The organism is Kushneria avicenniae (assembly GCF_900112585.1).
In the GTDB taxonomy this organism is placed as follows: domain Bacteria; phylum Pseudomonadota; class Gammaproteobacteria; order Pseudomonadales; family Halomonadaceae; genus Kushneria; species Kushneria avicenniae.
Window position 1 is genome coordinate 64,974 of sequence record NZ_FOLY01000002.1, and the last position, 18,396, is coordinate 83,369.

An 18,396-nucleotide genomic window follows, 5' to 3' on the forward strand; every position below is an offset into this window, starting at 1 on the left:
AGGCAGTGATGCCAGCTATGCTCAATGATGTCACTTCATGCGTGTATCAGGGAGAAAACATGCTGCCATTGATTGATCGTGGCCGGGGCGAGACTGCGCTGGTCATGATGCATTTTTTCGGTAATTCACATCGGGAATGGCTTGAGGTCATCGAGCGTCTCGAGCCGAACCACCGCTGTATCGCGCTGGATCTGCCCGGATTCGGCGATGCCGCTGACCGTGACGGATTTGATACTCGTGCCATGGCGGATCAGGTCGAGCAGACCATTGAGGCGATGGGGCTTGAACGGGTCGTGCTGGTCGGACACTCCTTTTCGGGCAAGGTGGCCATGGTGCTGGCGGCTCGACGGCCGGCATGGCTGATCTCGATGGTGCTGGTAGCGCCGTCGCCGGCCGGCCCTCAGCCAGTCAGCGACGAGGAGCGCCAGTTTCAGCAGGCCTTTGACCACAGCCGCGAGCAGGCCGAAGCCTTTATCGACGGCGCGATCGCCCGGAATATTTCCGAGGCGCGATATCGCGACGCCGTAGCGGATGCCATGCGTGCCTCGCCTGCGGCGTGGCAGACCTGGCCGCGCCATGGCAGCCGGGAGGATCTTGTCGACGAAGTCGGCATTCTGGATTATCCGGCAATGATCGTTGTGGGGGATCAGGATCCGTCACTGCCGCCGCAGACTCAGAAGGCCCTGGTGCTGGGCCAGTTTGCCTCACCGCGTTTCGAGGTCATCCCTGATCACGGCCATCTGTTACCGATGGAGATGCCACAGCAACTGGCCGAGCTCATCGACGACTTTGTGAGCTGATGGGTCAGCGCCCTATCATCAAGACCTGATTTTTCCAATACGACCAATGGATGCCGTGCCCGATGCCTGTCAGGTGTCGGGCACGTTGTATTACGCCTTTACCCCTGTATACATTGGCTCACACGATAGCGCTCGATGAGTACAAGTGACGAAGACCAACGGATCAGGGGAAGGCACCATGAACTACAAGAGCGGACTGATTGCGGCTTCACTGGCACTCTTGATGCTTGGCGGCTGCGGCGATGATAGCGACAGCCAGCAGACCGACAGCACCACAAATGCCGAGCAGCAGGGCGGCGACAGCCAGAACGGCAGCAGCGAAGCAGCAGCAGAGCCCGTCCAGCTGGTGTTCGGAACCGGCGGGACCTCCGGCGCCTACTACGCGCTGGGCGGCGCGCTGAAATCGGTGCTCGAGGCCAGCCCGCTGGTCAGCAACGTGCAGGTAGTCTCGACCGGCGCTTCGGTACAGAACATCCAGAACATTCAGGACGGTCTCAACCAGCTGGCGATCGTCATGAGCGATGTGGCCTATGACGCCGTCAACGGTCAGAATCAGTTCGATGGCAATCCTGCCGATATTACCGCCATTGCCGGGCTCTATCCCAACGTGGTGCAGGTCGTGGCTTTGAGCAACAGCGGCATCGACAGCATCGAGGATATGGCCGGCAAGCGCATCGGTGTGGGTCAGGTCGGTTCGGGCGTGGAAGCCAGCGCCAAAATCGCCCTGTCTGCTGCCGGTCTTGATTACGATGATCTGGGGCGCGTCAGCCATACCGGCTACGCCGACAGCGTTACCGAGATGAGCAATGGCAATCTCGACGCCGCCTTTTTCACCTCGGGCGTGCCCAACAGCAACATCACCGGCCTGATGCAGAGCCGCGACATCAAGTTTGTCGACATCGACGGCGATACCGCACAGACGCTGATGGACGACTATCCCTACTACCAGAGCTATACCATTCCTGCCGGCGCGGCCGAGCGCTACAACCTCTCCGAGCCGGTTCATACCGTGGCCATCCGCAATCTGCTGATTGCGCCGGCCAGCATGCGTGATGACGTGGCCGAGGAGCTGGCGCGCCGCTTTGACGAGTATCTCGGCTCCGGTCAGGTCGCTGTGGGTGCCCTGCGTGAAGTGGGCGCCGATACGCTGGATCAGGACCTGGTGCTGCCGGTGCATCCCGGTGCCCAGCGTTACTATGACAGCCGCGAAGACAGCGCATCGCAGGACAACAGCACCAGCGATGGTGACAATAACAACGCCAGCTGATCCTTCGGGTGCCGCGTCGCCGACTCTGGCTGGCGCCATGCGTACTGGCACTGGCTGTCATGCTGGGCTGGCCTCGTTCCTGGCTGGTGGTCGATGAACTGACCGGCCGGGGCGAGAGTGTACAGCGCTACGTGTTTCCCGGTGGCGAGGGCACGCGGTTTTCACTGCGCTGGCAGCACTCTGTCGAGCGTGAGGACTGGATCGAAACCTTCGAGCTTTCCGCGAACGCCATTGACGTGGTGGGCAGTCGCTTCAAGACCTTCGGCGCCGGGGTACCGGACACCGGGACGGTCAGCCATCTCGAACATGGCTGGGTCGTGCTGGATAATCTTCATCGGTCAGTAGATCCGCTTCTGGTTCAGGCGGCCTCACGTGAGCATTACCGGATGGGTTATGGCGGCACCTGTTTTGATCTGCAGGCTCTGGGCGCGGCGCCGCTGCTGCGTTTTCAGTCGCGGCGCCTGCCGACGGTGGCCGTGCTCACGAGTCTGTGGCGCCCATGGTGGCACTGGCTGACGTCTGAAACGCGAGTGGAATGTCGCGCTGTCACGGAGACAACAACATGAGCAGAAAAGTCACTCCCAGCGACGGCGCCGAACGCCCCGGCGGTCTGGCGGGCAAGGACGACAGCGCCGCGCTGGACCCGGCGCTGCTGGAAAAATACGATCGCGAAAGCGCCATACGCCACAGTCTGCCGACGCTGTTTGCCCGGATAGTGACCGTGCTGGCTGTGCTGCTGGCGATCTTTCATCTTTATACCTCAACGGCCGGACCGCTGATCGATATTCAGCAGCGCAGCATCCACCTTTATACGCTGCTGGCGCTGGCCTTTGTCCTCTATCCCTTCACCCGCAAGGGGGCCCGCGATCGGGTACCGGTTCGCGATGTGGTGCTGGCAGTGGTGGCACTCGGCATCGGGGTTTACATGATCCTTTCCACCCAGCGGATCATCCTGGCGGCCGGTCGCATTACGGATCTGGACATGGTGGTCGGCGCTGTTGCCATTCTTCTGGTGCTGGATGCCACACGGCGGGTGACGGGCTGGGGCCTGACGCTGCTGGCTACGGCCTTTCTGGCCTACGGGATCTACGCCCGGCTGTCGTTTTATCCCGAGCTCAATCCCGACATCCTGATGGCGATCGGCCGTCAACTGATGTCACATCTGGTCTATATCACCGAGGGCCTGCTGGGCTCGGCGATTGCGGTATCGGCCAGCTATATCATTTTGTTTATTCTTTTTGGCGCCTTTCTCGGCAAGTCGGGGCTTGGCCAGCTTTTCAACGATCTGGCGCTGGCGGTGGCGGGGCATTCCCGCGGCGGGCCGGCCAAGGTGGCGGTGATTGCCAGTGGTTTTCTGGGCTCGATCAATGGCTCGGCGATTGCCAACGTGGTGACGACCGGTGCCTTTACCATCCCGCTGATGAAAAAGACCGGCTACAAACCCAACTTTGCCGGTGCCGTGGAAGCCGCGGCCAGTGTGGGCGGTCAGATCCTGCCCCCTATCATGGGGGCGGCGGCCTTCATCATGGCCGAGGTGCTGTCGGTGCCCTACACCCAGGTCATGCTGGCCGGTATCATCCCGGCGCTGCTCTTTTATCTCGGCGTGCTGATTCAGGTGCATCTGCGTGCGCTGCGCAATGGTCTCAAGGGCATTCCGCGTGATCAGCTCTCGCCGGTGCGGGCGGTCATGGTCGAGCGCGGCCATCTTCTGATTCCCATGGCAGTGCTGATCTGGCTGCTGGCCGACGGTCGAGCGCCGTTTTTTGCCGCCTTCTGGTCGATCGGCGCCACGGTGTTGATCTGTGGTACGCGTCGCGTGGTAATCAGCCTGTCGCTGATTCTGCTGGCACTGATCTTCCAGCCCCAGCTGGAAGGGCTTTTCATGGGCCGGGACATTCCGGCCATTTCCGGTGGACGACTGTGGCTTCTGGCGGTGATTGCGGTGCCGGTCATTATCAATGCGCTGCGCGCCAGCCGCGGCATCGTGGCCGAAACCATGACCGCGCGTGACTGTGTGGATGCCATGGAGGGCGGTATTCGCAATGCCATTCCGGTGGCGGTGGCCTGCGGGGCGGTGGGGATCATCGTGGGCGTGGCCACGCTGACCGGTATCGCGCTGGAAGCGGCCGATGCGGTGGTAGCGCTGGGGTCGCAGATTCCCAGTCCGATGATTCAGCTGATGGTCACGCTGCTGTTGACCATGCTGGCGTCCATCGTGCTGGGAATGGGGCTGCCCAGCATCCCGACCTATATTATCACCAGCACCATGGCGGCGCCGATCCTCTTGAATCTGCCGCTGTTTCGCGAGCTCTCCGGCAGCAACGATACGGCCGTGTTCGTGGCACACATGTTTGTCTTCTACTTCGGCATCTTTGCCAACCTGACGCCGCCGGTGGCACTCGCCGCCTATGCCGGTGCCGGCATCAGCGGCGGCTCGCCCAATGCCACGGGCTTTCAGGCCATGAAGCTGGCCATTGCAGGGTTCGTGGTGCCCTTCATGTTCGTGTTCGCCCACGAAATGCTGATGATTGACTCCACGTTCACCAACATCCTGATGGTGCTGATCACCAGCGTGGCCGGGGTCACCCTGCTGGCGGTGGCCGCCGAAGGCTATCTGTGGACGCGGGTCAATTCGGTAGTGCGGGTGCTGTCGCTTGCGGGTGCGCTGATGCTGATCTTCCCCGGCATCTGGACCGATCTGGCCGGGGCCGCCATTGCAGTGATCGTATTCATGACCAATCGGGCACTGGCGGGTCGGGAACGGGCGGGGGCGTCAGGCGGCACGGCCTGACGCCTGCCATGCCGGTCGGGCCGCTCAGCGGTTCGACCGGAGCCCGGCAATGATCTCGTAGCTGCGCAGCCGGTCGGCGTGGTCAAAGAAGTCCGAGTTGATCATCACCTCATCAACACCGGTACGCTCGATGAAGGCTTCGAGCTCACGGTGTACGGTCTCCGGGCCGCCCACGATGGCGGCGCCCAGATTGTTGGCAATGGCGGTCTGTTCGTGCGGGCTCCAGTCCATCTCGCGCACCGGCGGTGCCAGCTGAATGCGACGACCGCGAATCAGCGACAGAAACTTCTGCTGCTGAGTGGTGGCCTGATACTGCGCCTCTTCATCGCTATCGGCGGCCACCACCGGAATACCCGCCATTGCGTAGGGCGCATCAAGCACGCTGGAGGGCTGGAAGCTGGTGCGATACAGCCGAAGCGCTTCCATCATGTAGCCCGGCGCAAACTGTCCGGCAAAGGCAAACGGCAGCCCCAGGTGGGCGGCAAGCTGTGCGCTGTAGCCGCTTGAACCCAGCAGCCAGAGCGGCACGTGAGTGCCCTGACCCGGCCAGGCGCTGACGCGCTGTCCGGGCTTTTCGTCATCCAGATAGCGGGCCAGCTCTGCAACCTGCTGGGGGAAGTCATGGACGCCGCTTTGCGGGTTGCGGCCCAGAGCGGCAATGGTGGCGCCATCGGTGCCGGGCGCGCGCCCCAGTCCCAGATCGATACGGTTCGGATAGAGCGTGGCCAGCGTGCCGAACTGCTCGGCCACGATCAGCGGCGGATGGTTGGGCAGCATGACCCCGCCGGACCCGACCCTGATGCTCGAAGTGGCGCCGGCTACATGGCCGATCAGTACTGAAGTGGCGGCGCTGGCAATCCCGGCGGCGTTGTGGTGCTCGGCCAGCCAGAAGCGGTGATAGCCCAGCGACTCGACGTGACGCGCCAGGGACACCGTATTGTCAAACGTCTCGCTGATGCTGCCGCCCTGACGGACGGGCGCCAGATCCAGAACAGACAGGCGGGTATTGGCAAGTAGGGACATGGTGGCCTCTGAAAACAGCGAAAAGAGTGGGCTGCTGCTATGTCGTTAGCAGGCTCATTATACGCGACTTCGGGGCGGGGCAGTATTAATTCAAGGGTGCTGTCGAGATTGCGGCCGGACACTAAAAAAGCCGGCAATGCCGGCTTTTGGGATCATGGGATAAAAATGTGATCAGCGCTGATGGGCGTGGGGTTCCCGACGAATCTCGTATTCGCCTTCAAGCGTTGCGTGTGATCCGCTCCCTGCCGTCTGTCCCTGCCACGTCTGACCGTGGCGGGTCGCCTGCTTTTTCATGCGATGGCGCACCAGCGGCATCATGGCCCAGCCCAGCACAATGAAGAAAAGAGCCAGTACGCTGCCAAGCATCAGCAGGATGCCGAAGATCATCCAGGCACCCAGCATTTTCAGGACGCCGGGCTGGCGGGAGGGCTGTGCGGCGCGGGCGCGTGCCTTCATCTCTTCGGCCATGCGCCAGGCGGCGTTGTAACCTTGATCTGCCATGTAAACACTCCTCACGGGTAGTGGCTGAATCAAAATGGCTGATAATAAGACAATAGCGCCCATGACGGGTTCATGCCCAGTATCGTGCTTCAGTCTGATTTATGTCACAGGGGAGTTGCTGAAAAGGAGGGGATCATGCGAAAGCGCAGAAAGCAGCCCTGACGCCCGAAAGAGAGTTATCGAGAAAACCTTCCGGGCATACAGGAGCGCTGCGGTGTTCGGGATATCGGACCGAACAGGGCCGTTCGAGACAGGCGGTGCCGCTCGGGAGCTTACTGCGCGCCGCGCGAACCGAAGTTGCCGAAGCGACGACGGAACTGGGCTGCACGACCTTCGGAGCTGGCCTGACGCTGCTGGCCGGTATAGAAGGGGTGCGAGGCAGAAGAGATATCCAGACGTACCAGCGGATAGGTGTCGCCTTCAAATTCAATGGTCTCGCTGGTGTTGACAGTCGAGCGAATCTTGAAGTGTGTATCAGCGTTGGTGTCGTGGAAGATCACCGTGCGGTACTGGGGGTGAATGCCTGATTTCATGGCGCGCTCCGCGAAAATGTTGGTCAGCCAGATTTAATGGCCGGGTATGATGAGCCAGTGTCAATATTTTTTCAACCGTTTTCCGGGCGGCCCCGGTACCAGGCGACAGAAGGGCAGGGCAACGCAGACCGGAGGGAGGTTGTCAGGATAGCGGGCAGTACATCAGGCAGGCTGTGGCATGATCACCCGTCTTCAGGACGGTTTTGACGGGGAGTGACTTGTGGCACGGCCACGACCAGGTCACGCTGCCTCCGGTTGAATGGAAAGGAATATCAGGCAATGCAGGCGATATCAGAGCGCTGGCCGCTGACGGGCATACGTCGGCTGTGGGCAATGGCCACACTGGTGCTGGTCATGCTGGCAATGATGCCGCAGGCCCACGCCTCGGCCGCAGACATGGCCGGGCTGGGAGCGGGCGGCAGTGACAGCGGCAGCAGCGAGCAGGCCTCTCCGGAGCAGATTCGCGACTCGCTTGATCAGCTGATTTCAACGCTTGAGAACAGTGATCAGCGTGCCTCGCTGATCAAGGGGCTGCGCGATCTCAGGCAGGCCAGTCAGGCCAGAATCGACAGTGATGAAGCGCAGGGGCCGCCGGGTGCCTCCGGGCGCGGCCTGCTGGGGGCGCTGGCGACCACGTTCGAGGAGGTCACCGGTCAGGATGGCGAAGGGCGCAGTCTGGTCGAGAGCTGGCAGCGCCGGGCCGATAATGCCCTGACCGATCTGTCCGGTCGGTTCAATGATCGCGGCAGCCGCTGGTCCCTGATCCGCGATTTTCTGATCACGCTGGCGGTGCAGCTGGCGGCAGGCCTGCTGCTCTATACGTTGATCCGGGCCGTGGGCAAACACTATGGCGTGGTGCAGCGACTGCCCGAGCAGCCGACGGCCGTCATGCTGATGCGCTACTGCCTGCGAAGGCTTCTGCCGATGGGGCTGGCCTTTGCCGGTACTCTGGTGGTGACCTTTCGAATGGGGCCAACGCCCGGCATGATTCTGGCGACTACGCTGGGCTGGGCGGCGCTGTGCGGCATGGTGTTTGCCTCGGTCTGCGAGGTGGTCTTTTCAATATTCTCCTGGGGGCATCGTCGCACGGCGCTGCGGCTTCTGCGCCAGCAGGCGGCGTGGCCGCTTTTCTATATCGGCAGTGTGGCGGCGCTGGGCGATGCCCTGAATGCCAGCCTGCTGACCGAGGCGCTGGGCGGCAGCCTGGCCGGCTTCAGTGCCGAGATCGTCAACATTGCCGCGGTGCTGCTGACCGGGTTTTTTGTGGTGCGCTTTCGCCGCCCGATTCGCCATCTGATTCGTAACCGACCGCTGAGCCACCGTCGTCAGGCCGGGGCCATCAGTGATCTGATTCAGGTGCTGGGCAGGGTCTGGCACATTCCGGCGCTTTTGATTGTGGCCGCCTCGCTGCTGGCGATTCTGACCTACAGCGGCGATGTGCGCTCGGTGTTTGCACGCGCCCTTTTGACGGCAGCACTGATGATCGTGACCCTGATCGTGACCGGGCTGTTGCGTCGCAGCAGTCAGCAGGTGCGTCAGCGGCCGCGCCGTTCACTCTATGTTCGTCGTCTGACCCGGTTTGGCTATGTGCTGGCGCATCTGGCCTGCTGGATCATCTTTGCCGAGTGCGCCGCACAGAGCTGGGGTTTTTCGATCCTCAACCTTGGCCGGACCGGCGGGGTAGGCGAGCGTATCGCCCAGCCGCTGTTCAGTATCGGGCTGACGGTGCTGGTCTGCTGGCTGATCTGGATTCTGACTGATACCGCCATCCATCGCGCGATGACCTCGACCTCGCGCTCTCAGCGCGGTCGCGCGCGCCGGGCACGGGCCGAAACGATCACACCGCTGATGCGCAACGTGGTGTTTGTCACCATCGTGGTGATCGGCTCGATCGTGGCGCTGGCCAATCTGGGCGTCAATGTGACGCCGCTGCTGGCTGGTGCCGGTGTCATCGGTCTGGCGGTCGGTTTTGGCGCCCAGACGCTGGTGCAGGATCTGATCACCGGTATCTTCATTCTGGTGGAGGACACTCTGGCCATTGACGACTTTGTGGATGTGGGCGGCAACTTGGGGACGGTCGAAAAACTCAGTCTGCGCACCATTCGCCTGCGCGATCTGGATGGCATCGTTCACTCGGTGCCCTTCAGCCAGATCAAGGCGGTCCAGAACTACTCGCGCGAATTCGGCTACGCCATGTTCCGGGTGCGCGTGCCGCAGCGCATGACCATCGATCGTGCCATCGAGATGATTCAGGAGACCGCCGGCGGCATGCGCAACGACCCGCTGTTTCGCTTCAAGATCTGGTCGGCGCTCGAGATGCAGGGGGTGGAGAGCTTTACGGAGGGCTCGGCCATCGTAAGGGCGCGCTTTCGTACCGCGCCGGTCATGCAGTGGGAAGTGGCCCGCGAGTTCAACCTGCGTCTCAAGCGACGCATGGACGAGGAGGGCTTTGATCTGGCCGTGCCGCGTACCAGCCTTCATATCGAGAACCTCGATGGTCTGCTGGAGCATCTTCAGGGCCGGGGAGACGGCAGCACCCGGGAAAGCGCTGATGTAGTGGCAACGCCACCCGAACCCCGCGATGAGGAGGGCGACAGCGCGCCGGACGCCCCCGCAGAGGGGGATGCCCCCTCAAAACCCTGATCCAGCGCTGTAGTCACGCTTACCCGGTGTCGCCGGGCAGGTGAAGATGGCCCCGTACCACCTGACGGGTGCCGCGTCGGCTGCCGGATTGCAGGGCGTCCTTGATCAGATCCATGGCCTGGGTGGCCATGGTGACCAGATCATGACGGATCGAGGGAATCTCCATGCCCAGCAGTTCGGCCCCGGCAATGCCGTCGATGCAGAAAAGACGCGGCCCGCCGGGCTGTTCCGGCAGGGGCAGGCCGGCCCGGCGATAGGCACTCAGGATGCCCAGCGTGATCTGGTTGTTGAGACCGATCAGGGCATCCGGTAGCGGTGGCCGGGCCAGCCTCTCTTCCAGAAATTGCCCGACAGGCGCCATGGAGAAGTCGCCGTAGTGCACCTCAAGGGCGATATCGCTGCCGGCCAGCGCTTCACGAATGCCTGACACCCGCCCGATGGTAACCAGCGAGTCCGACGGTCCCGACAGGATCAACAGCCGCTCGACCGGCTGGCGCCGCATCCACATGCCGGCCTGATAGCCGCAGTCCAGATTGTCGATGTAGACCCCGCCGTGGTGCGGCGCCGCCACTTCGCGATCCATCAGAATAACGGCAATGCCTGCCTGTTCCAGCCGCTCGAAGTAAGCCGGACGATAGCGCCGATCGGAAGAGATGACGGTCAGAATGATGCCGTCCACCCCACAGGCAATCAGCCGATCGACGGCCGCCTCTTCCTGAGCCGGTGAATCATGAGAGTCCATGATCAGCACATCCATCCGGCGCGCTTCTCCCAGCTGCGAAACGGCGCAGGCCAGCTCATGAAAAAAGGGGTTGTTCAGCTGCGGATTGATGACGCCAATGACCGGGCACCTTTCGGGCGTGTCGGCGGCACGCTGTCTGGCCACATATCCCATTGTCCGCGCTGTCTCGAGTACTCGCTGACGGGTCTGTGGATGCAACTGCTCGGGGGCGCTGAAGGCGCGCGAGACGGTAATCGTGCTGACGCCGGCCTCGAGGGCGACATCCTTTAGCCGGACTCTGGTAGAAGGGGACGAGGACTCCATGAGGCTCCTGCTCCGTGGCTCTGAAAGAATGCGTCGATGACCATCAGGCTGTATTGAGTAATATCTATCATTTTTTGTCATCCGGAGTGCGGTCAAAACGATAAAAAAAGCTGCGACATTCGTCGGCCATGACAGATGTTGTTTTTCTACAGGGATGTGTCAATTGGTCTTAATTATCAGTATATATCTGTTTTATTGGCGTTTTTATTAACGTCGTAAAGTTGCGATCCCCTCGATCCTGATTAACGATAAGCGCATGACGATAAATGATAAAAAATGACAGAAAGCGGGTGCGCCCGTTTGTTCATGCGCCTCGCGACAGGGGCCGCCAACACCAGGGGTAACCACGACAATGAAAACACCATGGATCATGCTGCTGGCAGGAATGGGATGTGTCGGCATGGCGCAGGCACAAACCACCATTACGGTGGCCACCGTCAACAACCCGGATATGGTCACCATGCAGAAGATGACCAGGGCCTTCAACGAGGCGCATCCGGACATCCGGGTCAATTACGTGACGCTGGCCGAAAACGAGCTGCGCCAGAAAATCACGACCGACATTTCAAGTGGGGGCGGGCAGTACGACGTCATTACCGTCAGCAACTACGAAACGCCGATCTGGGCCAAAAACGGCTGGCTCAGGCCGATGGATCATCTGCCGGAGAGCTATCGGGTCGATGATCTGATTCCGACCGTGCGCCAGGGGCTCTCCTTTGACGACAAGCTGTATGCCCTGCCGTTCTATGCCGAGTCGTCGATGACCTACTACCGCAAGGACCTGTTCGAGAAGGCCGGCATCGAGATGCCCGACCATCCGACCTGGAGCCAGATGCAGGAGTTTGCCCAGAAGATACACGACCCGAAAAACGGGGTGTACGGCATCTGTCTGCGCGGGCTGCCGGGCTGGGGCGAGAACATGGCGCTGTTCAGCACCATGGTGAACAGTTTTGGCGGGCGCTGGTTCAACGAACAATGGACGCCGCAGCTGACCTCGCAGGCGTGGAAAAACGCAGCCAATGCCTACAAGACCCTGCTGACCCAGTACGGCCCGCCGGGGTCGACCTCCAACGGCTTTACCGAAACGGAAACGCTTTTTGCCAATGGTCAGTGTGGCATGTGGGTGGATTCCACGGTTGGTGCCGGCTACCTCTCCAACCCCGATAACTCGAAGGTGCATGAGCATCTGGGATTTGCTCAGGCGCCGCATGAGACCACCGAGGCCGGCTCGAGCTGGCTCTATTCCTGGGCGCTGGCGGTGCCGGAATCGGCCAAAAATCCGGAAGCGGCGCAGACCTTCGTCGACTGGGCGACCTCGGCCGACTACATCCAGAGCGTGGCCGATGAACACGGCTGGCTGTCAGTGCCGCCGGGCACCCGCGAATCGACCTATGACAGCGAGGGCTATCAAAAGGTCGCGCCCTTTGCCGGGCTGGTCGAGGAAGCCATCGCCAGCGCCGACCCGGAGCACCCGACTGCAGAGCCGGTGCCTTATACCGGTATCCAGTTCATCAGCATTCCGCAGTTTCAGGCCATCGGTACGCGGGTCGGTCAGATCATGGCCGGTATCCTGAGTGGACAGACCAGCGTTGATCAGGGCCTTGATCAGGCTCAGACCTTCACCGAGCGGCTGATGCGTCGCGCCGACGTCGCGAAGTAATCGATGCCGCCTTCGTCACCGGCTTGCGGTGACTGGTGTGACCACGCGGAGACCTGCTGCGTGGTCACTTTTGCTGATGATTCCTGCCGTGCGAGGCCATGACATGAGTGCTTCCCCAACCGATGCATCTCCCGGCAAGCGGGCACCGACCAAGCGCCTGATGGCGCCGTCGGTGCTGTTTCTGCTGGTCTGGATGATCGTCCCGCTGGCAATGACGCTGTACTACTCGTTCCAGGACTACAACCTGATGATGCCGGACATGCGCGGCTTCGCAGGGGGATTGAGCTATGAGCTGCTCTTTACCGATCCCGTGTTCTGGGACGCATTGCTCAATACGCTGCTGCTGGTCGCGACCTGTCTACTGGTGACGGTCGTGGCGGGGCTGGCACTGGCGCTTTTGTTCAATCGCACCTTTGTCGGGCGAGGCATCGCGCGGACGCTGGCCATCTCGCCGTTTTTTGTCATGCCGGTCGTTACCGGGCTGATCTGGAAATACATGCTGCTGGACCCGGTCTACGGGCTGTTTTCCTGGGTGATGCGCTCGATCGGGCTGGAGCCCGTTCAGTGGCTGTCGAGCTACCCGCTGCTGTCGGTGGTGATGATGATCAGCTGGGAGTGGACACCCTTTGCGCTGCTGATCCTGCTCACCGGGCTTCAGTCGCTGCCGGAAGATCAGCTCGAGGCCGTTCGTCTGGATGGCGCCAATCGCTGGCAGGAGTTTCGCCACATCGTGCTGCCGCATCTGGGCCAGGTGCTCTATGTCGTCATCATGCTGGAGAGCATCTTCTTTCTGACCTCCTTTGCCGAGATCTATGCCACCACCAGCGGCGGCCCGGGCACGGCGACCACCAACCTGCCGTACTACATCTATCTAAGCGCGTTTTTCCAGTACGACATCGGCCTCTCCTCGGCAGCAGCCATTGGCGCGGTGGTGCTGGCCAACATCTTTGCCATTTTCCTGATCCGGTTCGTGGCCGGTAACCTCAATGCGGGGAGCCAACGATGACTGCATCCAACGCTGATCGCACGCCCGGACGCAAGGCAGGCTCCGGCGGTACGGCGCTGACGCTGCTGGCCTGGTTGATCGGGATTGCGATGTTCTTTCCCATCTTCTGGGTGGTGCTGACGGCGCTCAAGACCGAGCAGACGGCGTTCAGCATGACGCCGACCTTTATCTTTTCGCCCACGCTCGAGAGCTTTCGCAGCGCGCTGGCCCAGGGCAGTGGCTACTGGCACTACGCCCTCAACTCGGTGATTACCGCCTTCGGCTCGACGCTGGTGGGGCTGGCGCTGGCGATTCCGGCGGCCTATGCCATGGCGTTTTTCCCTTCCAGACGCACCGACTTCACGCTGGTCTGGATGGTTTCGACCAAGTTCATCCCGGCCGTGGGGGTTCTGATCCCGGTGTTTCTGGTCTATCGCTCGCTGGGGCTGATTGATACCCGACTGGGGCTGACGATGCTGTTCACCGCCATGAACCTGCCCATCATGGTGTGGATGGTGTACTCCTACTTTCGCGATATTCCGATCGACATCATCGAAGCGGCCAGCATCGATGGCGCCGGTACGGCCCAGACCATGTTTCGCGTCATTTTACCTCTGGCCCTTCCCGGCCTGGCCTCGACCGGCCTGCTGGCGCTGATTCTGGCCTGGAACGAGTCGTTCTGGAGTCTGACCATGACCGACTACCACGCGGCCACGCTGGCGGTGTACACGGCCTCGTTCAAAAGCGGCGAAGGACTTTTCTGGGCGCGACTGTCGGCGGCTTCGGTACTGACCATTGCCCCCATTGTTGTGCTGGGGTGGTTCGCCCAGCGTCAGATGGTCCGCGGGCTGACCTTTGGCGCCGTCAAATAGGCGCATTGAATCGATCTGCGCAGCCGGATGGCTGTGCCTGGAAAAGGAAGCGCTTCGATGGCAATTGTAGAACTCAAAAACGTGGCCAAACGCTACGACAGCATGCCGGGCAAGAAGGGCGCCGAGCATGCCAACGCGGTCGAGGATTTCAATCTGACCACGAAAGATGGCGAGTTCGTGGTGCTGGTCGGCCCCTCCGGCTGCGGTAAATCCACCACCATGCGCATGATCGCGGGGCTTGAGCACAACACGGCCGGCGAGATTCGCATCAATGGTCAGGACGTCAGCAGCGTCGAGCCGCGCGATCGCGATATCGCCATGGTGTTCCAGAGCTATGCGCTCTATCCGCACATGAGCGTCTATCACAACATGGCTTTTGCCCTCGAACTCAAGAAGACGCCAAAGGAGGAAGTGAAACAGCGCGTGCAGGAGGCGGCCCGCATCCTGGACATCGAGCACCTGCTGGATCGCAAGCCGCGGGCGCTCTCCGGCGGCCAGCGTCAGCGCGTGGCGCTGGGGCGGGCACTGGTGCGCCAGCCGCAGGTCTTTCTAATGGATGAGCCCCTGTCCAACCTGGACGCGCGCCTGCGCGTCGGGATGCGCGCCGAGATCACGCGGCTGCACCGACGCCTTGGGGTGACCACCTTCTACGTCACCCACGATCAGACCGAGGCCATGACCATGGGCCAGCGCATCGTGGTCATGCGCGACGGCCGCATCCAGCAGGTGGACACGCCTTATAACCTCTACGAGCGTCCGGTCAACCGTTTCGTGGCCGGCTTTATCGGCACGCCGTCAATGAATTTCCTGCAGGCCGATCATCACGGCGATGGCCTTGGAGGCCAGGGCTTTTCATGCCCGCTCGGGCCACGCCTTCAGGCCGCGCTGGGCGAGGGCGGTCAGCGCTCAAGCTGCTGGCTGGGCATCCGTCCGGAACATCTGCATCAGGTCGAGGAGAGCAGCGGCCGCGGCCGGCTGGAAGGCGTCATTGAAGTGATTGAGCCGTTGGGGCCGGTCACGATGGTGCAGGTGCGCGTGGGCGATACGCTTGTGACGGCGCAGCTTGCGGCGCATCTGGACGTAGAGATCGGTGACACACTGGGGCTGGCCTTCGACCCGGACCAGGTCCATCTTTTTGATATCGAAAGCGATCAGGCGCTGGGGCTCGAACCCGACTCGGCGGCCTCATCGACTCAGGCTACCGCGTAACCGTTGACCCCGACATTCGACAACCGCGACATCCGACACAACAGGGAGTGCGCGCATGACAGCGCTGAAGGCAGGCAATCTCGATCAGTTGGGCAGTGATGTCACCCTGCCCCGTTACAACCGTGACGATGTCAGCGTTGGCATCCTTCACTTCGGCGTCGGCGGTTTTCATCGCGCTCATCAGGCCATGTATCTTGATGCGCTGATGAATGAGGGCAGGGCGATGGACTCCGGCATCTGCGGTGTCGGGGTCATGCCGGGTGATCGGCGCATGCAGGAAGTGCTCAAGGCGCAGGACGGCCTTTACACTCTGGTGCAGAAGCATTCCGACGGGCGCTGGGAAGCGCGGGTGATCGGCTCGATCGTCGACTATCTCTACGCCCCTGACGATCCCGAAACGGTGATCGAGCGGCTGGTGGCTGAAACGACCCGCATCGTGTCGCTGACCGTCACCGAGGGCGGCTACAACTTTCATCATGTCACCGGTGAGTTCAATGTCGACAACCCGGAGGTGCGTCACGACCTGGACGCCGATGCGACACCGAAAACCTTCTTCGGCCTGATCGTCGAGGCGCTCGCGCGCCGTCGCGCAAAGGGCATGGCGCCGTTCACGATCATGTCGTGTGACAACATTCAGGCCAACGGCGACGTGGCGAAGGCGTCCTTCGTGGCCTTTGCCCGGCGTCGTGACCCGGAACTTGGCGACTGGATCGCGAACGAGGTGCATTTTCCCAATTCGATGGTGGATCGCATCACGCCGGTGACCACCGATGAAGACCGCGAGCAGATCAGGACGCGCTTTGGCATCGAGGACGGCTGGCCGGTAGTGTGCGAGCCCTTCACCCAGTGGGTGCTGGAGGATCATTTCAACCAGGGGCGTCCGGCCTATGAGGCGGTCGGCGTGCAGGTGGTCGATGACGTCATGCCCTACGAGCTGATGAAGCTGCGCCTTCTGAACGCCAGCCACCAGGCGCTGACCTATTTCGGCTATCTCGATGGCTATCGCTACGCCCATGAGGTCTGCCAGGACGAGCTCTACGCCGACTTTTTGCTCAACTACATGGTCGAGGAGGGCACGCCCACGCTGGCACCCGTTCCCGGGGTTGATCTTGATGACTACCGCCGCACGCTGATCGAGCGCTTTGCCAATCCCGAGATTCGCGACACCCTGGCGCGGCTGTGCGCCGAGAGCTCCGATCGCATTCCGAAGTGGCTGTTGCCGGTAATCCGCGAGCAGCTCGAGCGTGATGGCGAGATCAAGCGCTCGGCCGCGGTGGTCGCCAGCTGGGCCCGCTACGCTGAAGGCGTGGACGAGCAGAATGAACCGATCGAGATCGTTGATCGCATGAGAGACGAGCTGCACGAGATCGCCCGGCACAATCGTGACAATCCGCTGGCCTTTATTGAAAACCGGGAAGTGTTTGGTGACCTGATCGACAACGAACGCTTTGTCGAGGCCTACACTCAGGCGCTTTCCCGCCTGCATCAGCAGGGGGCGCGGGCGACGGTGGAATCGGTACGCTGAGCCGTTGCCACGACAGCATTCTCCAACAGGAAGAGCCCATGTATATCGGTGTGGACTGCGGCACGCAGAGTACCAAGGTGGTGGTGCTGGACGCACAAAAAGGCGTCATTATCGGCGAGGGGCAGCAGGCGCACGAACTGATCAGCCGTGAAAGCGGTCGTCGTGAGCAAAGTCCCGACTGGTGGGTTCAGGCCTTTGAGACGGCCTTCCATCAGGCCATCGATGCCGCCGGAATCGATGCCGGTACCGTTCGCGGCATCGGTATTTCCGGTCAGCAGCACGGCATGGTGGCCCTCGATGCACAGGGCACGCCGGTCTATCCGGGCAAGCTCTGGAACGATACCGAATCCTCGAAGGAAAACGCGGAATACATCGAGTCGCTGGGGGGCGAGAAGGGCTGTCTGGACACGCTGGGCGTGGTACCCCAGACCGGCTACACCGCCTCCAAGGTGATGTGGCTGCGCCGCCACCATCGCGACGCCTATGACCGCATCGCTCATATCCTGCTGCCGCACGACTATCTCAACTTCTATCTGACCGGTGAATACACTGCCGAATACGGTGACGCCTCCGGCACGGGCTGGTTCGATACCCGCAAGCGCTGCTGGCATTTCGAGGCCTTCTCGAAGGTGGCGCCCGAGCTGGACCCGCAGCGCGTGCTGCCGCAGCTGATCGAGCCGCATCAGCCGGCCGGCACCGTGCGGCGCGAGGTGGCCGGTCGTCTGGGGCTGGGCAACAGCGTGATCGTCTCGGCCGGCGGTGGCGACAATATGATGGGGGCGATCGGCACCGGCAATATCGAGGCCGGCGCGGTCACCATGAGTCTGGGCACCTCCGGCACCCTCTATGCCAGCGCCAGCCAGCCGGCGATTACCGACAACGGCCTGGTGGCCAACTTTTGCGCCAGTCACGGCGGCTGGCTGCCGTTGATCTGCACCATGAACGTTACCTCGGCGACCAGTCAGCTCAGTCGCGTGCTGGGTCATGACGTGAAGGCCTTCAATGCGGCCGTGGCGCGCACGCCCATCGGCGCCGAAGGCGTCAGGGTGCTGCCGTTTTTCAACGGTGAGCGCGTGCCGATGCTGCCCGAGGCCACCGGCAGCTTTCTGGGGCTGTCGGCCCACAACTTCTCTGCGGATAACCTCTGTCGTGCAGTCATGGAGGGCGCCAGCTTCGGCCTGCGCTATGGGCTGGATCTGCTGGAGGCCTTTGATATTCGCCCCGAGCAGCTGCGTCTGGTGGGGGGCGGTGCCAACAGCGAGGTCTGGCGACAGATGATCGCCGACATCATGAACGTGGAACTGGTCTGCCCGACCATCCGCGAAGCAGCCGCACTGGGCGGGGCGCTGCAGGCCCAGTGGTGCGACGAATACATGCAGGGGCGCCGGACGGCACTGGCCGATATCTGCCGCCATGCGGTTGATATTGACCGATCCACCCTCACATTGCCTGACAGGGATAACGTATCGCGCTATGCAGATATCTACGCAGACTATGTAGAAACGCTTAAAGATCGCTATCCTGAAGCTCTGATACGGTAGA

15 protein-coding genes are annotated in these 18,396 nt (G+C 61.9%); 11 read left to right on the top strand and 4 right to left on the bottom strand.

The window, feature by feature from the left end:
* Positions 1–59 precede the first annotated feature (59 nt).
* From BM079_RS03645 to BM079_RS03660, 4 genes are all read left to right on the top strand, one after another.
* Entirely contained in the window at positions 60–800 is a 741-nt protein-coding gene (locus BM079_RS03645) for an alpha/beta fold hydrolase (protein ID WP_175489588.1), read from the top strand.
* 145 nt (positions 801–945) lie between these two features.
* Positions 946–2,067 (top strand): TAXI family TRAP transporter solute-binding subunit, encoded by a 1,122-nt coding sequence (locus tag BM079_RS03650; protein ID WP_245742808.1) that lies wholly within the window; start codon positions 946–948, stop codon positions 2,065–2,067.
* Positions 2,068–2,075: 8 nt separating this feature from the next.
* A complete protein-coding gene (locus BM079_RS03655) occupies positions 2,076–2,633 on the top strand; it encodes a DUF1850 domain-containing protein (protein WP_245742809.1) in 558 nt (185 codons plus the stop codon).
* Positions 2,630–4,858, top strand: a complete 2,229-nt coding sequence (locus BM079_RS03660; protein WP_090130958.1) for a TRAP transporter permease — start codon at positions 2,630–2,632, stop codon at positions 4,856–4,858. The genes BM079_RS03655 and BM079_RS03660 overlap by 4 nt, the downstream gene beginning before the upstream one ends.
* 24 nt (positions 4,859–4,882) lie before the next feature.
* On the opposite strand, the gene BM079_RS03665 is transcribed toward BM079_RS03660, so the two are convergent.
* From BM079_RS03665 to BM079_RS03675, 3 genes are all read right to left on the bottom strand, one after another.
* Complete coding sequence (locus tag BM079_RS03665) at positions 4,883–5,881, bottom strand: LLM class flavin-dependent oxidoreductase (RefSeq protein WP_090130960.1); 999 nt, start codon at positions 5,879–5,881, stop codon at positions 4,883–4,885.
* Between the two features lie 171 nt (positions 5,882–6,052).
* Positions 6,053–6,382, bottom strand: a complete 330-nt coding sequence (locus tag BM079_RS03670; RefSeq protein WP_090130962.1) for a hypothetical protein — start codon at positions 6,380–6,382, stop codon at positions 6,053–6,055.
* Positions 6,383–6,654: 272 nt separating this feature from the next.
* A complete protein-coding gene (locus tag BM079_RS03675; RefSeq protein ID WP_090130964.1) occupies positions 6,655–6,915 on the bottom strand; it encodes a type B 50S ribosomal protein L31 in 261 nt (86 codons plus the stop codon).
* A gap of 279 nt (positions 6,916–7,194) precedes the next feature.
* Between BM079_RS03675 and BM079_RS03680 the strand changes: the two genes are divergently transcribed.
* Positions 7,195–9,558 (top strand): mechanosensitive ion channel family protein, encoded by a 2,364-nt coding sequence (locus tag BM079_RS03680; protein ID WP_245742810.1) that lies wholly within the window; start codon positions 7,195–7,197, stop codon positions 9,556–9,558.
* 19 nt (positions 9,559–9,577) lie between these two features.
* Here the strand turns inward: BM079_RS03680 and BM079_RS03685 are convergent, their stop codons facing one another.
* Complete coding sequence (locus tag BM079_RS03685) at positions 9,578–10,603, bottom strand: LacI family DNA-binding transcriptional regulator (protein WP_175489589.1); 1,026 nt, start codon at positions 10,601–10,603, stop codon at positions 9,578–9,580.
* A gap of 352 nt (positions 10,604–10,955) precedes the next feature.
* On the opposite strand from BM079_RS03685, the gene BM079_RS03690 reads away from it, so the two are divergent.
* The 6 genes from BM079_RS03690 to xylB all read left to right on the top strand — a co-directional run bounded on the left by BM079_RS03690 (position 10,956) and on the right by xylB (position 18,395).
* Positions 10,956–12,263 (top strand): ABC transporter substrate-binding protein, encoded by a 1,308-nt coding sequence (locus tag BM079_RS03690; RefSeq protein ID WP_090130968.1) that lies wholly within the window; start codon positions 10,956–10,958, stop codon positions 12,261–12,263.
* Between the two features lie 103 nt (positions 12,264–12,366).
* Entirely contained in the window at positions 12,367–13,269 is a 903-nt protein-coding gene (locus BM079_RS03695; protein ID WP_090130970.1) for a carbohydrate ABC transporter permease, read from the top strand.
* Complete coding sequence (locus BM079_RS03700) at positions 13,266–14,120, top strand: carbohydrate ABC transporter permease (RefSeq protein ID WP_090130972.1); 855 nt, start codon at positions 13,266–13,268, stop codon at positions 14,118–14,120. Before BM079_RS03695 ends, BM079_RS03700 begins: the two co-directional genes overlap by 4 nt.
* A 57-nt stretch (positions 14,121–14,177) precedes the next feature.
* Complete coding sequence (locus BM079_RS03705; RefSeq protein ID WP_090130974.1) at positions 14,178–15,329, top strand: ABC transporter ATP-binding protein; 1,152 nt, start codon at positions 14,178–14,180, stop codon at positions 15,327–15,329.
* 55 nt (positions 15,330–15,384) lie between these two features.
* Positions 15,385–16,854: a mannitol dehydrogenase family protein gene (locus BM079_RS03710; RefSeq protein ID WP_090130976.1), complete on the top strand. Its 1,470-nt coding sequence runs from the start codon at positions 15,385–15,387 to the stop codon at positions 16,852–16,854.
* A 38-nt stretch (positions 16,855–16,892) separates the two neighbouring features.
* The gene (gene xylB, locus BM079_RS03715) at positions 16,893–18,395 is read left to right on the top strand and encodes a xylulokinase (protein WP_090130978.1); all 1,503 of its coding nucleotides are present in this window, start codon (positions 16,893–16,895) and stop codon (positions 18,393–18,395) included.
* Position 18,396 lies beyond the last annotated feature (1 nt).